The sequence below is a fragment of the Planktothrix serta PCC 8927 genome, from assembly GCF_900010725.2.
GTDB classification, from domain to species: Bacteria; Cyanobacteriota; Cyanobacteriia; order Cyanobacteriales; family Microcoleaceae; genus Planktothrix; species Planktothrix serta.
This window is the reverse complement of sequence record NZ_LR734826.1, coordinates 1-20,282: the sequence shown is the minus strand read 5'-3', so window position 1 is coordinate 20,282 and position 20,282 is coordinate 1. Positions and strand designations below refer to the sequence as shown.

General features: G+C 39.7%; 16 protein-coding genes and 1 pseudogene. 14 read left to right on the top strand and 3 right to left on the bottom strand.

Going from position 1 to position 20,282, the window contains the following annotated elements:
- Positions 1-45: 45 nt before the first annotated feature.
- The 3 genes from PL8927_RS01755 to cruF form a co-directional block, all read right to left on the bottom strand.
- Positions 46-279 (bottom strand): Panacea domain-containing protein, encoded by a 234-nt coding sequence (locus tag PL8927_RS01755; RefSeq protein ID WP_083616948.1) that lies wholly within the window; start codon positions 277-279, stop codon positions 46-48.
- Positions 280-391: 112 nt separating this feature from the next.
- Complete coding sequence (gene cruG, locus PL8927_RS01750) at positions 392-1,621, bottom strand: 2'-O-glycosyltransferase CruG (RefSeq protein WP_156093066.1); 1,230 nt, start codon at positions 1,619-1,621, stop codon at positions 392-394.
- Positions 1,622-1,790: 169 nt separating this feature from the next.
- Positions 1,791-2,708, bottom strand: coding sequence for a gamma-carotene 1'-hydroxylase CruF (cruF, locus tag PL8927_RS01745; protein WP_083616946.1), 918 nt, complete (start codon positions 2,706-2,708; stop codon positions 1,791-1,793).
- Between the two features lie 253 nt (positions 2,709-2,961).
- On the opposite strand from cruF, the gene PL8927_RS01740 reads away from it, so the two are divergent.
- From PL8927_RS01740 to PL8927_RS01675, 14 genes and pseudogenes are all read left to right on the top strand, one after another.
- On the top strand, positions 2,962-4,131 hold the full coding sequence (locus tag PL8927_RS01740) for a F420-0:Gamma-glutamyl ligase (protein WP_083616944.1): 1,170 nt from the start codon (positions 2,962-2,964) through the stop codon (positions 4,129-4,131).
- Between the two features lie 318 nt (positions 4,132-4,449).
- Positions 4,450-5,682 carry a GNAT family N-acetyltransferase gene (locus PL8927_RS01735; protein ID WP_083616942.1) on the top strand — a complete coding sequence of 411 codons (1,233 nt, stop codon included), beginning with the start codon at positions 4,450-4,452 and terminating at the stop codon, positions 5,680-5,682.
- The gene (gene ruvX, locus PL8927_RS01730) at positions 5,682-6,128 is read left to right on the top strand and encodes a Holliday junction resolvase RuvX (protein WP_083616939.1); all 447 of its coding nucleotides are present in this window, start codon (positions 5,682-5,684) and stop codon (positions 6,126-6,128) included. The genes PL8927_RS01735 and ruvX overlap by 1 nt, the downstream gene beginning before the upstream one ends.
- 356 nt (positions 6,129-6,484) lie before the next feature.
- Positions 6,485-7,072, top strand: a complete 588-nt coding sequence (locus PL8927_RS01725; protein WP_083616937.1) for a DUF3727 domain-containing protein — start codon at positions 6,485-6,487, stop codon at positions 7,070-7,072.
- A gap of 157 nt (positions 7,073-7,229) precedes the next feature.
- On the top strand, positions 7,230-8,303 hold the full coding sequence (mltG, locus tag PL8927_RS01720; protein ID WP_083617118.1) for an endolytic transglycosylase MltG: 1,074 nt from the start codon (positions 7,230-7,232) through the stop codon (positions 8,301-8,303).
- A gap of 151 nt (positions 8,304-8,454) precedes the next feature.
- Entirely contained in the window at positions 8,455-8,970 is a 516-nt protein-coding gene (locus tag PL8927_RS01715; protein WP_083616935.1) for a YqeG family HAD IIIA-type phosphatase, read from the top strand.
- A 251-nt stretch (positions 8,971-9,221) separates the two neighbouring features.
- Positions 9,222-10,379 (top strand): glutamate 5-kinase, encoded by a 1,158-nt coding sequence (gene proB / locus PL8927_RS01710; protein WP_083616933.1) that lies wholly within the window; start codon positions 9,222-9,224, stop codon positions 10,377-10,379.
- A gap of 11 nt (positions 10,380-10,390) precedes the next feature.
- The gene (locus PL8927_RS01705) at positions 10,391-10,747 is read left to right on the top strand and encodes an MGMT family protein (protein ID WP_083616931.1); all 357 of its coding nucleotides are present in this window, start codon (positions 10,391-10,393) and stop codon (positions 10,745-10,747) included.
- A gap of 278 nt (positions 10,748-11,025) precedes the next feature.
- A complete protein-coding gene (locus PL8927_RS01700) occupies positions 11,026-11,625 on the top strand; it encodes a hypothetical protein (RefSeq protein ID WP_083616929.1) in 600 nt (199 codons plus the stop codon).
- A 12-nt stretch (positions 11,626-11,637) separates the two neighbouring features.
- Entirely contained in the window at positions 11,638-14,238 is a 2,601-nt protein-coding gene (locus PL8927_RS01695) for an OmpA family protein (RefSeq protein ID WP_083616927.1), read from the top strand.
- On the top strand, positions 14,235-14,762 hold the full coding sequence (locus PL8927_RS01690; RefSeq protein WP_083616923.1) for a Rab family GTPase: 528 nt from the start codon (positions 14,235-14,237) through the stop codon (positions 14,760-14,762). The genes PL8927_RS01695 and PL8927_RS01690 overlap by 4 nt, the downstream gene beginning before the upstream one ends.
- Before the next feature lie 39 nt (positions 14,763-14,801).
- Entirely contained in the window at positions 14,802-16,673 is a 1,872-nt protein-coding gene (locus tag PL8927_RS01685; protein WP_083616921.1) for a sensor domain-containing diguanylate cyclase, read from the top strand.
- Between the two features lie 91 nt (positions 16,674-16,764).
- Positions 16,765-18,765 (top strand): annotated as a pseudogene (locus PL8927_RS01680) (adenylate/guanylate cyclase domain-containing protein); the annotation flags it as partial.
- A 222-nt stretch (positions 18,766-18,987) separates the two neighbouring features.
- Positions 18,988-20,118, top strand: coding sequence for a HetZ-related protein 2 (locus tag PL8927_RS01675; protein ID WP_083616917.1), 1,131 nt, complete (start codon positions 18,988-18,990; stop codon positions 20,116-20,118).
- The last annotated feature ends 164 nt before the right edge of the window (positions 20,119-20,282 follow it).

Genomic DNA, 20,282 nt, shown 5'->3' with positions numbered 1-20,282 from the left:
TTGATTGTTTATTGTCGAGTGCTGATTTAGCGATGTTCTGCCCTGTTATAGCACTACGCTATAATGGGGCAAAATATTATTTTCATACCTGACCTTCCGTCTTTTGATGCGATCGCCAAAAATAAATCTCCCATATTTTTCTAAATGTTCCTTATCGGCAAAATATAAAACTTTAGAAACACGATGCAACGTTGGTTGAGCCTTATTCTCTAATAGCTTCAAAATGTAAAGAATAGACTCTATTCCTTTCTCAATATTAAAATCAAATTGGTATTCCATAACAACATTTACCTAATTTACCGATAAACAATGTATTTTTCGGTATTTCTATTATAGCAATACCTAATGAAAGTTTTAAAAGACGTAACAATTAATCATGAATTTTTAGGTTTTAATTCTTTTCATAAGTTCTCCCTCGCCATTGAATTTGGGTCTGAGTTGCAGATATCCATAATCGTAATACCGCCACTGCATCAGCTAACGGAGATAACCAAAATACCCAAGGCTGTTTAGCTTGGCTGAAATCGTAAGATAAGGAAATTGCAGCCGTTAATATTAACCGTAGAAATAGTAAAAAACCGTTTAATCCTAATAGCATTGAGCTTAAAATCGGGGGTAAAGAGAGACTAGAGGAAAATAACAGATTAATCAGTAATAAAGGTAAGGGTAAAGCTTGAACTGCTAATAAGAGAAATAAATCTCCCCAGAGTTGAGTTTTAGAACAAGCATCTTTAAGATCGAGCGATCGCCCCCAACCCTCCCAAGTATCTTTTAAGCCATCATACATTCTAACCGTTAACACATTTGCCCCATCTAAAAACCCAACTTTAAACCCTTGTTGAGCAATATTTCGAGCTAAGGTGACATCATCACAAAAGGAATTTTTAGCACTGGAATATCCTCCCACTTTTTCTAATACCGAACGCCGACATAAAAAACATTGACCATTTGCCATGACTCGTTCGGGTTTTTGGGGTGATAAATCCGGTGATCCAAACCGATAAACTAAAGTCATTAATAGGGCAGGTTGTAACCACAATTCCCCCGGATATTTGAGAATAAACTTACAAGATAAGGATAATAAATCATATTGATTTGCGATCGCAGTTTTCACCACACTAGCGACTAAACCCGGTTGCGGTAGAGTATCCGCATCAATGCCTAAAATCCATTCACTCTTTTCTGAACTCTTTAAAAAACCCGTATTTAACGCCCAAGGACGACCTACCCAGTCGGGGGGTAAAGGATCATCTAAAATTAATCTAAATCTGGGATCAGATTCCGCAAATTGTTTAACAATATCTTGAGTTCCATCTTGGGAATGACTATCGACAATTAAGATTTCTCGAACTTCATAACTTTGTCGAGTTAACCCTTCTAAACAAGGAGTTACCCGTGCGGCTTCATTCAAGGTTGGAACCACAATACTAACAGTTCCAAAGTGTTCTAAAGTGGGAGATTCAGGCTGTAAAGGCGGAACTCGAATTGCCCCTTTAACCAACCGAGATAATAGAATAATAATTGCGGGAATTTGGAATAGTAATATAACAGAAAATAATAATAAAACCCAGAAATTAGTCTGTGAAAAATTAGCAATTGTTAATAAGATTGGATGCAACATTAAAATTAGTTTCAATTAAGGAAAGGGAGTTTTGAAGAAAACACAAAGACACAAAGACACAAAGAAGAATGATCAAGGAGGTATTAAACTCCATCTTGAATACTTATCAAGCCCGCCTTTCTTAGTGTCTTCGTGCCTTTGTGGTTGATTCTACAGTTCAAAGGTATTGTTACTTCACAACAGCTTCAACGGTCGTTGGCGTGATATTATCATTTGATAATAAACTTTCCATGTCCTCCAAAGAGGGTTTAGCATTCCACCAAAAAATGATGGCAGGAATCACCCCGAATAAAATACTTAAAGTTGTTGGAAATAGGAAACGAGCATCTAATTGTACAACGGTAATCGCGGCACCAAATAAGAAATTAGTCAGATAAACAATCAGGGGTACAGTTAATTGAGAACGAGATAAAACAATCGGAGTTCGCCGCCATAAAAACGCCCCAATGCTCATAAATAACAAGCCTGTTCCCATCCAACCGACTAAATTTCGATAGGGCATTCCAAAAAATTCACCCACTTCTTGAAATTGCCAAAAGGGAAAAGCAGCTTGACTCATGGCGGGGTCTAATACTAAATCCCAAGCGGTGAGTAAAACCGCGCCTAATGCTAAAGCAGCGAGTTGATGTAACCAACGACTCCCCATCGTTACTTTTAAACCAACACGGGCTAACAAATAGCAGGTTAAACCCATATAAAACCACGATAAGGGAATGGTGAAGGGAACTAACCCAGCAATTTTATAGCCTAAACCACTCAAATATTGATAATGACCAAAGGGAAATCCGGTACTGGTTCCTAAGAGTTCACTGGATAAGGATAACAATATTGATGGAATCATAAAGGCTAAGGTTGTCCCTAGGCCTAAAGTGCGATACCCATATAAGGCAAGGGTCGCCGCCCCAAACACAATGTATGTTATACCTCCTGCTGTCATCCCCCAGGTAAACAACTTCATCCCCATCGGAGGTAAATTAGCGACGAGTTCAGGGTTCGGTAGAATAAACAATAACCCAGCTAGTCCAAATAGCGTTGAGACAACGTGAGCCGTGAGGCAAAATCGTTCTGCAATTGACTTGTGCTTCATAGGACTCCTTGAGAAAGTATTAAGACACGCCAAGCGTTCTTCTGAATTTTACAAATCTTTAAATAAGGATATACCTTTTTGTGCTAGATCGGATGTACTCTACACTTCAGAATCTCAATGGGATAAGTCTTGTTAATCCTTTGAGTCCTCTAGGGGTTGATTTTGTAATTTAACTTAACTTAACAATTGTAGAAGATCCGTGCTGCGGTAGGATGAAAGTGCAAATCGGACATTTACAAGGGGAAGTGGTGTAATGGCAGCAGGTTTGAGCCTAGTAACAACAGCCGCATTCGTTTTACTGGGTTTAGGAACATTAGCCCTAGAAATTCAATATCGTCTGCGTCCGGGGAATAAACTAGAACTGACGCAGGGAGAGTGGAGCCTCGATTTATCTGACTCTACCCATTATGTGTTGAGAGGGGAAATGGAATTCCGTAACCTCACCCCAAACCTAGAGATTATGTTACCGGAAGTCACAGCCCAACTTAACCTACTCTCTAAAGCGAGTTTAGACGGTATTAAACACAGCATTAAAGTGATTCCCGCCCATATTGATGCTCCCGGTCGGGAAGATAACTATTGGTTTGGGTATATTGTTAAAGTTAAAAAAACAACTCGGATTAAAGTTTTAGTCGAAATTGAAGGACAAGATCTCCGCGCCTTACAATCAGCTTGGGTGAAGGTAGATTATATTACCTACGGGCCAGAAGGACGCATCCCCAAAGTTCGCCACGTTGTCCTCCCTCTGAAATATCCAGACCCGACTATTATCCCTAATAAACGAGTGGTAGAAGGGGTGGCCGAAGTTTATCCCATTCGTACCCATTTATTAACCCATATTGATGATCCCGTTGAGGTGATTAAAAAGTATGTGCTTCCCCATGCTCAACCGGGGGATATTGTCACCTTGGGAGAAACCCCAGTTGCTTTAATGCAAGGACGATGTTACCATCCCACCCAAATTAAACCGGGATGGGTTGCTAAACGGGTTTGTTATTTCTTCATGCCCACCTCTAGTTTAGCCACCGCCTGCGGAATGCAAACCCTAGTGGATATTGTCGGGCCAGCACGAGTATTATTTGCCATAGTGGTGGGAACCTTAGCCAAACTTTTAGGCAAACCCGGAGTATTTTATCAATTAGCCGGAGAACAAGCTCGACTGATTGACGACGTGACTGGAACCCTACCCCCCTATGATCAATTTATTGTTCTAGGGCCAGATGATCCCCAAAACGTTGTGAATACTTTACAAAAAGAAACTGGGTTAGGAGCGGCAATTGTAGACGTGAACGATTTAAAAGCCGTTAAAATATTAGCAGCAACCTCCGGTCTTTCCACTGATTTGATTAAACAAGCCTTAAGGAGTAATCCCGCCGGAAATGCCGATGAGCAAACCCCCCTGGTGCTAATTCGTCCTTTATAAAATCCGTAGGGGCGGGGTCTCCCCGCCCTGAGTCAGTTATCAGTTATCAGTGTCAGACTTTTAATTGAAAGACACATTGGGGAAAATTAAAGTTAAAAACTAACTCCTATAACTCCCTGGATATAAGGATTTTAACTTTAAAAACTTTAAGTTGATTTAAGCCTAATAGCACCTATTTCGTCATTAAAAACCCAGTCTAAATGTGAATTAAAAGCCAATTCCAGAAGACTCAAAATTAATTTTTACTGATAACTGAGTTTGGGCGGGGAGACCCCGCCCCTACGGATAACTGATACCCCCTTTACCTGAGTTCATCCAATGAATTTATTTCTCTCCCAAAATCAAAATCAATTTAATATTCGCCAATTTCAATACCGCGACTTAGAAGCCATTGAACAGCTATATCGTCAAGCCGATGATCAAGCTGACTCTGGCACAGCCTCAACTCAGGAGCCAGAACAATTGCGGCGTTGGTATGGGTTGCTCAAATTTTTAAGCTGGTTCCCCAACCCCTGCCAAAACCTGTTTAACGCCTATATTGCCGAACAGTTCGGTCAAGTGTTAGGGATGATCAAAGTCGCTCCCTTCAACACCACCCGTAGTACCTGGCGTATTGAACGAATATTTGTAGATCGGCTAAACGATCAAAGTAGTATCGGATCACAACTGTTACGCTATTGTTTTGAAACTTTGTGGGAAGCCCGAACCTGGCTATTAGAAGTCAATGTTAATAATAGCGGTTTGATGGCTCTTTATCGGCAAAATGGCTTTCAACCCTTAGCTCAGATCACCTATTGGGTTGTCGAACCGGAACTCCTGCAAACCTTAGCCACTTCTCAACCCGATTTACCCAACCTTCTCCCCGTCAGCAATGCGGATGCTCAACTATTGTATCAACTCGATACCGTTTCCATGCCTCCTCTATTGCGACAAGTCTTTGATCGGCACATTTTAGATTTTAAAACCAGCTTTATTCAAGCGGTTGTGGATGCCATCAAACAATGGTTGAGCCAGACCGAACAAGTTAGTGGCTATGTATTTGAACCCCAACGTAAAGCGGCTATTGGCTATTTCCAAGTGCAGTTATCGCGTGATGGCCGTCAACCGCACGTTGCGGAGTTAACCGTTCATCCTGCCTATACCTGGCTTTACCCCGAACTATTATCTCAGATGGCTCATTTAGCCCAGGAATTTAGCCCCCAGTCCCTGAGACTGGCATCCGCCGACTATCAACCGGAACGAGAAGCTTATTTAGAAAAAATTGGGGCTGCACGGGTAGAACATACTCTATTAATGTCTCGTTCGGTTTGGCATAAATTACGCGAATCAAAATCCTCCTTAGAGGGGTTGCAATTATCCGACGTCCTACCCAGTTGGCAACCTGCCCATAAACCCGTACCGACTCGAATGTCCTGGTTAGGGCCAACGGTACAACATCCTTCCCCGGCTCAAAAATCCTCTGTTGGGGATGGAATTTCAGAAGGGCCAGAATTAGAGGCTAAAAATTTAACTCAGAAGCCCTCAGATGTACCGTCTGATCCCCGTGAATAATGGAACAACAGACAAAATCCGCTTTTATTTCCGCTTTGGGATTAGATATTGGTCGCAAACGCATTGGCGTCGCCGGGTGTGATGGTACAGGCTTAATTGCTACGGGACTGACCACCATCCTGCGACGTTCCTTTGCTCAAGATATTGAGCAATTTCAAGAACTGGTACAGCAACGACAGGTACAGATCTTAGTAGCGGGACTGCCTTACAATCTCAACGGTTCCTTGGGATCTCAAGCCAAACAAACCCAAAACTATGCTCAACGATTAGCGAATGCTTTAAAGTTACCCCTAGAATATATCGATGAACGGCTAACATCCTATCAAGCCGAACAATTAATGATTTCCGAAAATATTTCCCCTTCTCGCAACAAAAGCATGATTGACCGTAAAGCCGCCGCCATAATTTTACAACAATGGTTAGATCACAGACGCAGAGGAGAGTAAGGGGAGCAGGGGATGAGGGGACATGGGGACATGGGGAGCCGGAGGAGAAGGGGAGAGGTGGCGGTAGTAAGCTATTACGCATCTAAATCCAGTACAAAGACGGGCAGGATGCCCATCCCACAAGAAGAGCCGAAAAACTGACTGTCAAATACAGCTTACGAGCGTCCTCGCTCGTCAACAGCCAACAGCCAACAGCCAACAGTCAACAGCCAACAGTCAACAGTCAACAGTCAACCAATTTGATGATATCCTGGTGTTGCAAAGGGTTGAGCGTATCCCTTGGGGGAGTTGTTTCATCCCCTAGGAACTTCTCCCTAATACCGTTTGCTGCGGCTAAAAATAGTACGATATACATGATGTTCCCATCTAAATTTCCCCAAGACAATGGACGTTCTGAGGAAGAACACGTCACCCTGACCGATGAACAAGGGCGATCGCTGATTTGCACCTTACAATCCTCAATTCAGTTAGAGGGTCAAGATTATGGATTGCTTCTCCCTGTAGACACGCCCATCGAAATTTTGACTTGGAATGACGAGGATGATGATGATGAATCCGCAGTTCCTGTAGAATCAGAAGCGGAACTTGAAAGAATTTTTGAGACGGCTAGAGCAGTTTTAGCAGAACAAAATTTGACGCTGAAACGAACGGGAATCACCCTCACGGTATCAGGAGATTTGCCAGATTTTCCAGAGGAAGGAGAACCCAATTTGGATCTCAATTCTTCCCAACCTGACCCCGAAGAATTTGAGGAATTGCTGTGGTTAGCAAGTTTCTATTACGAAGAACAAGAATACGGCATTTACACCCCAGCCGATCCGTTTTTTATTCTGGCTAAAGCCGATGAACAGGGAGAATTTAAACAACTATCCCCGGAAGAATTTCGGAGTTTAGAACCCCTTTTACCGATGATTGAAGATCAGCTTTTTGATGCGTTGGATTAACAAATTCGGCTGGTTTTGACTCTATATTTTAGATCAGATCTTCCCCTAGAGGTAGATTCAGGGGGCTTCAGTTACAGGTAAGATCAAGTTTTGATTTGGGAGAGGCGACTTGGGAATTGCAAACACTAAGCAAAAGAAACCTCAAAATAGACAAACCATGAAACGGTTTTCTAAGGGATTTTTTTATCTTCTCATCCTCCCAATCATCTGGGGGTTCTTTGGATGGCAAGGTTGGATGTGGTGGAGTTGGGCGAGTGCGGCTCCCCAGGGTGAACAACAGGTTAACGGCTCCGTTGAGAGTGGAAATAGCGTCAAAATCCTGATTCCTCCTGGAACCTCCAGTCAGCAAATTGGGGAAGATTTGAAGGCGGCGGGATTAATTCGTTCCGATTTGGCTTGGAGATTGTGGGCGCGGTGGTTAATCTTTCAAGATCCTCAAGGGGATTTTAAAGCCGGAACCTATTCCCTGGCCCCCAGTCAATCCTTGAGCGAAGTGGCTTCTAAAATCTGGAAGGGGGAGGTGATGACTCTTAGTTTCACTATTCCCGAAGGATGGTCAATTCAACAGATGGCTGAATATTTTGAACAACAAGGATTTTTCTCGGCTGAGGAATTTATCGCCGCCAGTCGTCAAATTCCCGTTCAGGATTATGCTTGGCTCCCTCAAAATTTGCCTTTACTTGAAGGCTTTTTATTTCCCGATACCTATCAAGTGGAAGCTACCGAAGTCACACCCCAAGCTGTTATTCGCCAAATGTTGAATCGCTTTCAGGAACAAGCGTTACCGATCTATCAACAAGCTCAATCGCAACAGAATTTGAGTATCAATCAATGGGTGACATTAGCGAGTATTGTGGAAAAAGAAGCCGTTGTTCCTGAAGAACGCCATCGCATTTCTGGAGTATTTCATAACCGTTTACAAAAGGGGATTCAACTGGCGGCTGATCCGACGGTAGAATATGGTTTGGGAATTCGGCAAACCGTTGATCAACCCCTAACCTTTAAACAAGTGGAAACTCCGTCTCCTTACAATACTTATATTAATGTGGGTTTACCACCAACTGCCATCGCTAGTCCGGGTTTAGCTAGTTTAAAAGCAACTTTAACCCCGGAAAAAACAGATTATCTGTATTTTATGGCGCGATATGATGGTACTCATATTTTCAGTCGCACAGAAGCGGAACATCAAGCAGCGATCGCAGAAGTTGAACGCAATCTTTCGACTCAATAGGGGGAATTTTTCGGAATTCAGACTTTTCTATTGATGGAAAATAACTGCTTTCTTCTGATTTCTCACCCCCCCATGACATCTTCGGTGGGAGAATTTCTCCAAGTTGTCCCGTTTTCAAGTAAAATCAAGGGGCTAAAATTTTACTATTATTATGTCTTGGGGGAAACTCTTACAACCTGATTTAGTCCTAGGAAATTCCGTTGTCCATTTGACACCGGAGTTATTGCAACAGCACCAAATTAAGGGAATGGTGCTAGATGTGGATGAAACCTTAGTTCCGATTACAGAAAAGTCTGTTTCAGAAGATCTTAAAGGTTGGATCGATACCCTCAGACCCCATGTCAGTCTATGGTTGGTGAGTAACAATATTAGTCAAGCTCGGATTGGCAGTATTGCGGATACCCTGAATTTACCTTACATTAGCGGTGCTGCTAAACCCTCTCGCCGTAAACTTAAGCGGGCTGTTGAAGCGATGGATTTACCTGTGGAACGGGTGGCAATGGTGGGCGATCGCTTATTTACCGATGTATTGGCGGGAAACCGTTTAGGGATGTTTACGATCTTAGTCGAACCGATGGTTGATCCTGATATGATGCCCCCAGTTAATTCTGTGCGAAATCTTGAAGTCTGGATCTCTAAGCTGTTAGGGGCAACCCTACAGGAATAGAAGGTAAATCGGTTTTTCTGTATCGAAAAAGACTCAAAATCTAAAGAAATAATTATGAAATTTCAGCAGGTTAAATTTTTATGGGATTATAATCAGCAAATAATAAACCGGGTCAGCCAATATAAAGACCCTGATCATATCAATTTTTAAATTCCTAAGTAAAACGCCAGCCTTCCCAACTTCGGGGGGGTTGGCGTTTTACAGTCAGCCATCAACCCTCAACCGTCAACCGTCAACCGTCAACACCTTCTATGTCTCAAACGCTAGTTGTCAAAATTGGTACATCAAGTTTAACCCAGTCGGCGACTGGACATTTAGCGTTATCCACCTTAGCGACCTTAGTAGAAACCTTAACCCATTTGCGATATCAGGGTTATCGAGTGGTTTTAGTGTCTTCCGGTGCGGTGGGAGTGGGACGCGATCGCTTAGGATTAACTGAACGTCCCCGCACCATAGCTTTAAAACAAGCGGTGGCGGCTGTGGGTCAAGGTCGTTTGATGCGGGTTTATGATGATTTATTTAGTTCTTTAAAACAACCCATTGCTCAAGTTTTATTAACCAGGGGAGACTTAGTACAACGCAATGGTTATGTTAATGCTTATAATACCTTTCAACAACTCTTAAAATTAGGGGTAATTCCGATTGTTAATGAAAATGATACTGTTGCTGTAGATGAACTTAAATTTGGCGATAATGATACCCTTTCGGCATTAGTTGCCAGTTTAGTCGAGGCAGATTGGTTATTTTTATTAACAGATGTTGATCAATTATATTCGGCTGATCCCCGTGAAAATCCTAACGCCCAGCCGATTAGTTTAATTACTAATATGGAACAACTGGAAGAATTTCAAGTACAAACGGGAGAGTCTCGGAGTGGGTGGGGAACCGGAGGGATGATTACTAAAATTGAAGCGGCGCGAATTGCCACCGGATCAGGAGTGAGAACAGTAATTACAGAGGGAAAATACCCCCAAAATTTAGAAAAAATTCTCCAAGGGGAAGCCATTGGAACCCAATTTGAACCCCAAATTAGACCCGTTAATGCGCGCAAACATTGGATTGCTCATGTATTAATTCCGATGGGAAAACTGTATTTAGATGCGGGGGCTGTAAAAGCAATTTATCAAGGCGGAAAATCCCTATTAGCGGCAGGAATTACTAAAGTTGAAGGCGGATTTAATATTCAAGATTCGGTACAAATTTGTGATTTAAACGGGCAGGAAATTGCGAGGGGATTAGTTAATTATAGCAGTGGAGAATTGCAAAGAATTAAGGGTTTACATTCCGATAAAATTCCTGAAATATTAGGGTATGAAGGAGTAGAAACCGTTGTTCATCGAGATAACTTAGTGATCAGGGAACAGGGAACAGGGAACAGGGAACAGAGAATAGAGGGGGAAAGAAAATAGGGAATAGGAAGATGTCAAAGTATGATCAAATATATGCCATTGTCTATCAAATTCCTAGGGGAAAAGTTGCCACTTATGGACAAATAGCAGAACTCGCTAACTTGGGTCAGCAGGCGCGTTTAGTGGGTTATGCTTTGTATAAAATTCCTTTAGAAACTTCCGATATTCCTTGGCATCGAGTGATTAACGCCAAGGGAGAAATATCCCATTCATTATGGCGTAAAGGTACAGACTATCTTCAGCGATCGCGATTAGAAACAGAAGGAATTCAATTCAACGCTCAAAATAAAATTAATCTTACCCAATATCTTTGGAAACCTCAAATTGAGGGGTTTGACCCCGATCAGCCTGAGAATGATAAATTGTAGCCCAAATTGTAGCCTAATTTCAATCTGAAGTCGAAGATTAATTCTTTCCTATTGAAAGAAAAACCGATCTATACCTTTAGACTATTGTGTATCCTAACTTTGTGTGGGGTTGCTGCTACTCCCCCCAATGAGATCGCTGAGATTGTCTACCTGGAGTTTTCTTCTGGCTAATTTTTTGATACAGTTCTAAAGTAAAACCCTAAACTCAGGAGAAAAACTGGACTATAATCTCTGATTGGAGAATTAACTCTACCGCAAGTATTAATCAGGACGTAAACATGGCTGAAATCACTAAAGAAGAAATGCGAGAGCGTTTAGGTAATATCGACCAAATTCGTGATATTATCTTTGGATCACAACTCCGAGACTATAACAGTCGGTTTGAAAAGATTGAGTCTGATCTGGGATTGCTCCAGCAAGATATCCAAGATCGAGTTGAACAACTGAAAACAATTTTAACCGCAGAAATCAAGTCTTCTGTAGAAAATTTAGACAAGAAAATCAAAACTCTGGGTTTAAATTCCCAGGAAGAATTAACAGATTTACGGCAACAAGGGGATCGACTCAATCGTAAATTTTCCAGTAGTATTGAAGCCTTAGATGAAGCTTTGGATCAGCAAACAACTTCCTTGCGAGAAGAATTAGGACAAACTCGTGATCAATTACAAGAAGAAGTTCGCAATCTCAAAAATCAAGTTTTAGAAGAACTTGATCGGCGCTTTTCTTTATTAACAGAAGTTAAAGTCTCACGGGATGATATGGCTGAAGTTCTGTTTGAAGTCGGAATGAGATTAAAAGGGACTGAATTCGCACCTGCAATTAAGCAAGCCGCTGAAGAAAAAACCGGAGGTTTTGCTCTCCCTGAACACCATCTATAATAGGGTCAAAATATGACCTTTTCTGAGGATGATTTAAGTCACAGCGATCAACAACAGGGGATAACATCTCAACAAAATTCATCAGAGGATGTTGAGAGTGATCCCCTAGAATTGTTGATTAATTTATTAATGGATTTAAACGGTTTTAATCAACCTGATTCCGATCCGTCCTCTTCCTTATCCTTAGAACAGGAAAAACCCCTCGATCCTGTTGCACCTAATCCTACCCCGACATCTGATTCGTTGCCCTCTATAACCCTCTTACCAGAGGATGATGTGTTTTTGCGACTGCTTCCGTTGCTGGAAAAACCCCCCTCTGGTGCAATGGATGTTGAATACTCGGTGAGTAATAATGAGGAAAATTCACCTGCTATTTCATCCGGTCAAGTTGAATCTAAATCGAGTTTTGAACCCTCTGGGGATGTTTCTGATTCCCTTAATACTCTTGAAGAAATTAATACCAGTCAAACCCTTGATCAAAGAGAGGTTAACTCCAGATTAAATTCTGTTAATTTAGAGAAATCTCCTCCTAAAAATCCTGTATCAAAACCTTTATTAAAATCTTCTAATTTATCAAATCAATCATTAGAAAAAAGTGCTTTAAAGTCAGCTTCAAATCCGAATGATCCGTTAGAAAAATTACAAGAGTTAATGTTTGGAGGAAACCTCAGTGATGATTTAGAAAATTTCAAAAACCATCTCTTAGATTCTGAATTGCCCGAAGTTCGAGATCTGGTAGCTCAGATTAATCAACAACTGAATCAGATTGAATTTCAAATTTATGAACCCCAACAATTAATTGAACTGTTACTTCCTACTATTGGTCAACTTTTAAACCTGAAAGTAAATGAGTCGAAAGAGGAGTTAATTCAGGCATTTATTCCGATTATTGATGAGATCATTCTAAGGAAAAGTCAAACGGATCGACAAGCGATGAGTGCAGCAATTGCTGATTTAATTCCCGAAGCGATTAAACAACAAATTCAAAACTCTCCTAAAGAGATTGCTCAAGCCATTGGGCCAGAAATAGGGGCGGCAATTCGAGAACAAATTAAAGTTGATCGTAATGAAGTTGCTGAAGCGTTAGCTCCCACCATTGGGCGCACGATTAAAGAACAAGTCAGTTTAGAACGAGATGCGATGGTAGATGCCTTATATCCGGTGATTGGGAGTACGATTAGTCGCTATTTAGGAGAAGCGATTCAAGAAATTAATCAAAAAGTTAATAGTGCTTTTAGTGTTCAAGGCATTCAACGCAAAATTAAATCAAAAGTTCAAGGGGTGTCAGAAGCGGAACTGATTTTACAAGAAGTGAGTGATTTTGTAGTGCAAGCGGTATTTTTAATTCATAAAGGTTCGGGTTTAATTATTGCCGAAATCAAACAACCCGATCAAGCACAAATGGAAGCCGAAATGATAGCTGGAATGCTAACAGCAATTCGCAGTTTTGTGAATGATTGTATTGTTCAAACAGGAGAAGTTTCTGAACTGAATGAAATTGAATATGGAGATTGTAAAATCATCATAGAAGTTGCTGGATATTGTTACTTAGCGATTGTGGTAAAAGGAGAACCTCCGAAGGCATTTCTTAAAAAAATTCGCCAAACAATGGTAACTTTGATTGTAAAATATAGTCAGCCCATTGAGGAATTTAATGGCGATCCAGAGTCAGTCCCTGAAGGAATTCCTTGTCAGCTTGAAGCCTTGATCCGTGTTGGAAGTGATCAGAAAATTGGTCAAAAGCCAACAACTCTTTTAATTATGGTTTCGGTGCTATTAAGTTTGATTTTAATTCCTTGGGGAATTTATCAATACCGCCAGATGAATTTGCGTCAATTAGAAACGACATTAAGCAAACTATTAGCGTCAGAACCTGAATTGGCAATTTATCCATTACAAGTTAAAGCCCAAGGAAAAATATTAGAATTAGGCGGGAAAGTTCCTAGCACTAGATTAAAAGAAAAAGTAACAGCGATCGCTCAAACAACGGCGCCTAATTTTAAAATTGATAATCAAATTATTGCGGTTAAAGTTCCTCCTGATCCGATGCAAACAGCCGCAGAAGTGCAACGAATGACGACCCTGCTCAATCAAATAAGTGGGATTTCAATTTCGGCGGATTATCAATCGCCTCAAGTTACTTTAAAAGGAAAAGTGATTAAATCTGAAGATATTGGGAAAATTACCCAAGCTTTTAAAAAAATAGCAGGGGTGAATTCTGTGGTTGCTAATTTAACAGTACAACCGCTTCCAATTGCTTCTCGCATTTATTTTAACTTTGGTTCGGCTGAATTAGCATTAAAAGATTTACGCGGTAAACTTCGGCCTCTGGCTCAATATTTGAAGCGATATCCCGATCTAAAATTACGGATTATTGGTTATAGTCATCAACAGGAAAAATCTCGAAAACATCCTAATTTAGCCCTAGAACGCGCTCAAACCATTCAAAATATTTTAGAGGATTTGGGGATTGATCGGCGACGGATGGAAACAGTGGGAAAAACAGAACGTCCTGGGGGAGTTGATGAAAATCAAGAACCTTGGTTGAGTCAAACCGTTTTGTTTGAGATAATACCTTTACAATCTAAAGACAATAACCCTGGAAAACCATGATTTCTAAAAAAATTTGCTTAGTCGGTGATTTTGGAGTGGGAAAAACCAGTCTGATCCGCAGGTTTGTGGATCGTCAGTTTAGCGATCAATATTTGTCTACAGTTGGGGTAAAAATTTCTCGAAAAACCGTTGATCTGGCGGAATTTACTTCAGAAAAAACGGGATCTGTACAATTGTTAATTTGGGATATTGAAGGCCATACTAAATTTAAAGCGATCGCGCCAAGTTATTTACAAGGAGCGAGTGGTGTGGTGATTGTTGCAGATGTAACCCGTCAGGAAACAATAGAACGACTTCCTGAACACATTGATTTGTTTTTCTCCGTCAATCCCAAAGGATTCATTGTAATCGCGTTTAATAAAATTGATTTGGTTGATGCAACTGAACTTGAACGCATGATTAAATTAGCTCCTAATTTTAAGCAGCGTGAGCAAATTTTATCCAGTTATCAAACTTCTGCGAAAACAGGAGATCATGTAGATACGATTTTCTGTGAGTTATCTCAGCAGTTTATCTCGTCTTAAAGAATCTAGTTAAGTTGTGCATTTGTTCTGGGATAGGCTATGAATACGCTTTTAAAAAAAATCTTGACACCAAAACAAATTGAATATTTGACAATTAATTCTGAGTTTGTCATTGTAGAGATTTCTTGGGGAGTGGCTAGATTTTCAGATTCGCCAGAGCAAGTGCAATCAGGATCAGATGTGTTTATCGCTTTTCCTGAGTTAATTGGATTAGAAGAAACTTTTAGGAAAATTCTATATAACCAAGTGAATCAATTTGAATTGAAAGGAATTTCCAGAACAATCAGCCGTGAAAATAGTATTTATTTTGATATTTATGTTTTAAGAAATCCTGAAAATTTTCCTCATAATCAAGAATTATTGATTTTATTGGAGGATACTACAGAATTGCTGGTAAAGGAACAAAAAATCACTCAAGTTGCTAAAGAATATGGATTAGCTTTAAGTTCTTTAGAAAAAACAAAAATTTATTTAGATAAAATTATTAATTCCATGACAGATATTTTAATTGTCACGGATAATAGAGGCGTGATCAAAATTACCAATCAATCTACAACGGTTTCATTAAGCTATTCAAAGGAAGAATTACTGCAACAATCTATTTTAATTATTTTTGAAGATGATAAATTTAAAAATGGGAGGCAAATTTCTGAATTTTTATCTTCTTCTGATCTAGTTATACCGATAGAAATTATCTGTAAGACTAAAACCGGAACCTATTTTCCCGTCTCTTTTTCCTGTGCAGCCCTAAATTTTGATCCGAATGATACCCAGGAATTTGTTTGGATTGGTCGGGATATGAGTGAACAGAAACGGGTAGAATTTAAGTTTCGTCAACAAGCCGAACGCGATCGCGTTTTAAAAACAATCACACAACGGATTCACCAGTCTTTAAGTTTACAAGAAACCCTGCAAACCATTGTAATTGAAGTTCGTAATTTTTTGAAAGCAGATCGGGTTTTAATTTATCGATTTTACTCCTCAGAAGCAGGGCAAGTGATTGCAGAATCTGTTAGCCAGGCTTGCATTTCCACACTAGATAAACGCATTTTAACTCAGGATTTTAACGCGCTCTTATTATCTCATTTTCAATCAGGAAAAATTGATGCGATCGATAATCTTTATTTAATGCCAATTGACCTCGACTATCTCCGTCCTTTGCTGCAATTAAAAGTTAAAGCGAGTTTAGTTGTACCGATTCTGATTTATAATTCTTCCCAACAGTTCGATCCGACCAATCAACTTTGGGGATTATTAATGGCCCATCAATGTCAGCAACCTCGACATTGGGAAGTCTGGGAAGTGAACTTATTAGAAGAATTAGCTGTACAGATTGCTATTGCTCTGCAACAGGCTGAACTTTATGAGCAGTTGCAAATTGTCAATCAAGAATTAGAGCAGTTAGCGATTCTGGATGGGTTAACAGGTCTGTCAAACCGTCGTCATTTTGATCGGGTACTTTATCAAGAATGGAATCGTTCCAGACGGGAAGAAACAGCAATCTCACTATTTTTACTAGATATTGATTATTTTAAACAATACAATGATACCTATGGGCATTTAGCGGGGGATTTTTGCTTACAGCAAGTAGCTCAAGTTTTACGGAATGTCATTCAACGGAATACTGATTTAGTCGCTCGTTATGGAGGAGAAGAATTTGCCATAATTTTACCCAATACCAATATCAGTAACAGTGTTCACCTGGCGGAAAAAATTTGTCAACAAGTTGAAGCTTTGCAGATTCCCCATCTCAATTCAGAGGTGAGTGATTATGTAACCATTAGCATTGGAGTAGCGAGTCTGATTCCCATGGAACATCTCACTCCTCAAGCCCTGCTTCATAGTGCAGATCAAGCTCTGTACCAAGCGAAACAAAACGGGCGAAATTGCATTATTATTGCATCTCCTTAATGGTTTCTGATTTTGATTGCCTTTCCCGATCAACGAAGTTTTTCTAGCCCTAAAATAAAAAGTTTTTGTCTCTATTATTTATTCAGAAATTATGAATGATTTGTTTAAGCATTTTTTAAGAGTTCGTAATATGGATTATCTGGTAATCAATCCTCACTTGAGAATTCTTGAATTCTCGGAAGGCGTTCTCCGTTTTAGCGAAGGTTCAGAAGGCTTAAAAATGGGAGAAGATATACAAGATTATTTTCCTGAATTGATTGGGACAGAAGAAATTATTGATGCCATTATTCAGGGGAATCACGATTATTTTGAGTTAAATTCTATGAGTCGGCAAATCGATGAAACAGCCTTGACTTATTTTAATATTTACTTCCTGGGAATTTCGAGAGAAGGAGAGCCTGTCCCCGAATTAATCTTGCTTTTTGAAGATGTGACAAAACGGATGGAATTAGAACAAGCTTTAGTTCAAGAAACCAATGAGTCTCGTTTGCTCTTAAATGCCTATTCCCATTCTCAACAGTATATTGATCGAATTATTACCTCAATGGAGGATATCTTAATTGTTACCAATCAACAGGGAATCATTAAAAAGGTTAATCTTGCCACCTTATCTTTATTAGGATATAGCCAAGCTGATTTAATTAATGCACCGATCTCCTCTTTTGTAGAAGATGATAGTTTTTTACAAGAATATTTAACAGAATCTTACCTTAAAAAAGAAGATTTTTTATTTAAAAATCTGGAATTAACCTGCAAAAAGAAACAGGCGGATAAAGTTATTCTAGAATTTTCGATTTCTACCCTAACAACAGATACGGATGATGCCCTAGATTTCATTTATGTCGGTCGGGATGTTACGGCACGAAAACGCGCGCAACAACGGATGTTAACTCAATATCAAATATCTCGAATTCTCTCGGAAGCCCCGAATATTCATGAAGGTCTGCTGCAAATTTTACGCTCAACTTGTGAAAGTTTAGGATGGGTTTTGGGAGAAGTTTGGATGCTAGAAAATTTTTTAGAAGAACCCTTGCTTTTAGGAGGTGAACCCTCTCAAAATTCTGCGAGTGAAATTCATTCTATTGAGCCAAAACTTCGGTGTATTGAACTGTGGGTAAACCCAGCCTTGAATCAGCCTGAAATTCAAGATTTTTATCAACAAATCAAACTGGGTTTTAATGTCGGTTTACCGGGTCTAGTCTGGAGTAGTGGTTTTGCTCATTGGATTGATGATGTCATGGTGAATGATCACTGTATTCAAAAATATATTGCCCAAAAATTAGGATTACACGCCGCGTTTGGGTTTCCAATTAAAGATGGAAAAGAAGTGTTAGGAGTGATGACTTTTTTAAGTCAAGAAATCTGTTCTCCCGATCCTGAACTCATGCAAACGATGACAGCAATTGGTAGTCAATTAGGTCAGTTTATCCAACGACAACTGACTGAAATTGCTCTGCACCATCAACAGCAACAAACAGAACGGTTACTGTTAAATATTCTACCCGAACCTATTGCCAATCGCCTCAAAAAAGAAACTAAAACGATAGCAGAACATTTTGCAGAAGTCACCGTTTTATTTGCTGATATTGTTGGGTTTACGCAAATTTCATCTTCCTTAAGTCCGATTGATTTAGTCAATTTACTTAATGAATTATTCTCAGCTTTTGATCGGTTAACTGAAAAATACGGCTTAGAAAAAATTAAAACCATTGGGGATGCTTATATGGTGGTGGGGGGATTACCTTATCATCGTTCTGATCATGCGATTGCGATCGCAGAAATGGCATTAGATATGCAAAATGCCATTATTGAGTTTAATCAAATTCATCATAAAGCCTTTAGTTTGCGAATTGGAATTCACAGTGGGCCCGTTGTAGCTGGAGTGATTGGGATTAAAAAATTCCTCTATGATTTGTGGGGAGATACGGTAAATATTGCCAGTCGAATGGAATCTCACGGGTTAGCAGGACGAATTCAAATGAGTGAAGATACTTATTATCTTTTACCGGATCAATATATTGTCGCTAAACGAGGAACTATTTCAATTAAAGGAAAAGGTGGAATGAATACTTATTTTTTATTAGCGCGGAAAGGGGAAGATTATACCTCTATTCTGGAGAAAATTTTGCCTCTAAAAAATCAACGCACAAACGGCGCAACTCAGCATTTAGTTGAAGTTCTCCATAATAAACTTCGAGAAAACTCTCCCCTAGAATCCTCGGAATTTTCTGAATTTGAAGATAGCTCACCCGATTTAGGATAAAATAGTAAAACCCCTAGCAAGTGACGATTTCCTGAACCCTTAAACTTTTAAATGACGTTAGCAGAATCTTGGACAAATCAGTGGCGTTTCCAACTGGAAAACGATTACCCTAACCATAGCCCAAACAGACGAGAAAGCATTATTCGTTGGTTACTTGGAGAACATTCTAAAACCTTAGATTCTCTCCCCTCTGACCAACAGGAACGAATAAAATTAGGGTTAAACTTTCGCTATCATATTCTAAAACAGCGCTATTTAGAGGTGTCTTCCGAAACAGCCTATCGCAATTTAATGCAACGATTAGGAAGTTTAATGATTTTACGCCAAAAAGTTCGGCTGTGGGTTGCTACCAGTCGAGATCGTCAGCGTCAAGTCGTGGATGTTTTACAGGAAGTCGTTCAGGAAATGTTGAATAGCGATCGCTATTTACAACAACAAATACAATGGATTTCTCAATGTACCTCCGATCGGCAATTAAGCAATGCTTTATTATTAACAACCGTAGAAGAATATTGTTTGCGTCCGATTCGGAATCAACCCCTATTAGTCTATCGATTTGTTAACTATTTATGTCGCACTCAACGGGGAGGATTAACCCAAGTTCCTACCGGAGAATGGATTAAACAGTTATCTGATGAAATCCTCTCCGATGAAACAGATGAAACCATTAGTTTATTGGATAATCAAGCGGTTTCTCGCTATCAAGATGACCAATATTTTCAAGCGCAACAAAACCAACGGTTAACGGTTCAAACTGAATTTGAAGCTTATTTAATTAAAAATGTTGACCCCATTGCGGCGGAATGGTTAAGATTATATTTACAAGGATTATCCCAAGAAGCGATCGCTCAAACGTTAAATTTACCGATTAAACAAATCTATCGACTGCGCGAAAAAGTAAGTTATCATGCGATTAAAAATTTCACCTTAAAACAAAATCCTGAATTAGTCACCAGTTGGTTAGGAACCTCTTTATCGGAACATCGTTTAGGATTAAATTCCGACCAATGGCAAAAATTTTGGCAAAGTTTAACCCCGACCCAACAGCAAATTATTCAACGTTTAAAAGCCGGAGAAACCCTAGAAACAATTGCTCAAGCTTTAAACGTTAAACTCACTCAAATTCAACAGGAATGGACAACAATATATTTAATGGCTCAAACTATTCGCAATCAATCATAATCGATAAAATCTGATCTCTGAATTCCCGATTTAGAGCCCTAACAGCTTAACACTAGAAATCTTGTGATCCCAACCTTTAAGTTGAGATTAGGTTATAGCGCTACGCATTACAGTTAGGACATTTCTAAATCTTGAAACCCTTTCACTTCTTACTGTTCCCTGTT

Coding starts and splice junctions, on each gene's coding strand:
- PL8927_RS01715 (WP_083616935.1), top strand. CDS start 8,455: ATGTCTTGGGGGAAACTCTTACAACCTGATTTAGTCCTAGGAAATTCC.
- PL8927_RS01725 (WP_083616937.1), top strand. CDS start 6,485: ATGTTCCCATCTAAATTTCCCCAAGACAATGGACGTTCTGAGGAAGAA.
- PL8927_RS01675 (WP_083616917.1), top strand. CDS start 18,988: ATGACGTTAGCAGAATCTTGGACAAATCAGTGGCGTTTCCAACTGGAA.
- PL8927_RS01735 (WP_083616942.1), top strand. CDS start 4,450: ATGAATTTATTTCTCTCCCAAAATCAAAATCAATTTAATATTCGCCAA.
- cruF (WP_083616946.1), bottom strand. CDS start 2,708: ATGAAGCACAAGTCAATTGCAGAACGATTTTGCCTCACGGCTCACGTT.
- PL8927_RS01685 (WP_083616921.1), top strand. CDS start 14,802: ATGAATACGCTTTTAAAAAAAATCTTGACACCAAAACAAATTGAATAT.
- PL8927_RS01705 (WP_083616931.1), top strand. CDS start 10,391: ATGTCAAAGTATGATCAAATATATGCCATTGTCTATCAAATTCCTAGG.
- ruvX (WP_083616939.1), top strand. CDS start 5,682: ATGGAACAACAGACAAAATCCGCTTTTATTTCCGCTTTGGGATTAGAT.
- PL8927_RS01755 (WP_083616948.1), bottom strand. CDS start 279: ATGGAATACCAATTTGATTTTAATATTGAGAAAGGAATAGAGTCTATT.
- cruG (WP_156093066.1), bottom strand. CDS start 1,621: ATGTTGCATCCAATCTTATTAACAATTGCTAATTTTTCACAGACTAAT.
- PL8927_RS01695 (WP_083616927.1), top strand. CDS start 11,638: ATGACCTTTTCTGAGGATGATTTAAGTCACAGCGATCAACAACAGGGG.
- PL8927_RS01740 (WP_083616944.1), top strand. CDS start 2,962: ATGGCAGCAGGTTTGAGCCTAGTAACAACAGCCGCATTCGTTTTACTG.
- proB (WP_083616933.1), top strand. CDS start 9,222: ATGTCTCAAACGCTAGTTGTCAAAATTGGTACATCAAGTTTAACCCAG.
- mltG (WP_083617118.1), top strand. CDS start 7,230: ATGAAACGGTTTTCTAAGGGATTTTTTTATCTTCTCATCCTCCCAATC.
- PL8927_RS01690 (WP_083616923.1), top strand. CDS start 14,235: ATGATTTCTAAAAAAATTTGCTTAGTCGGTGATTTTGGAGTGGGAAAA.
- PL8927_RS01700 (WP_083616929.1), top strand. CDS start 11,026: ATGGCTGAAATCACTAAAGAAGAAATGCGAGAGCGTTTAGGTAATATC.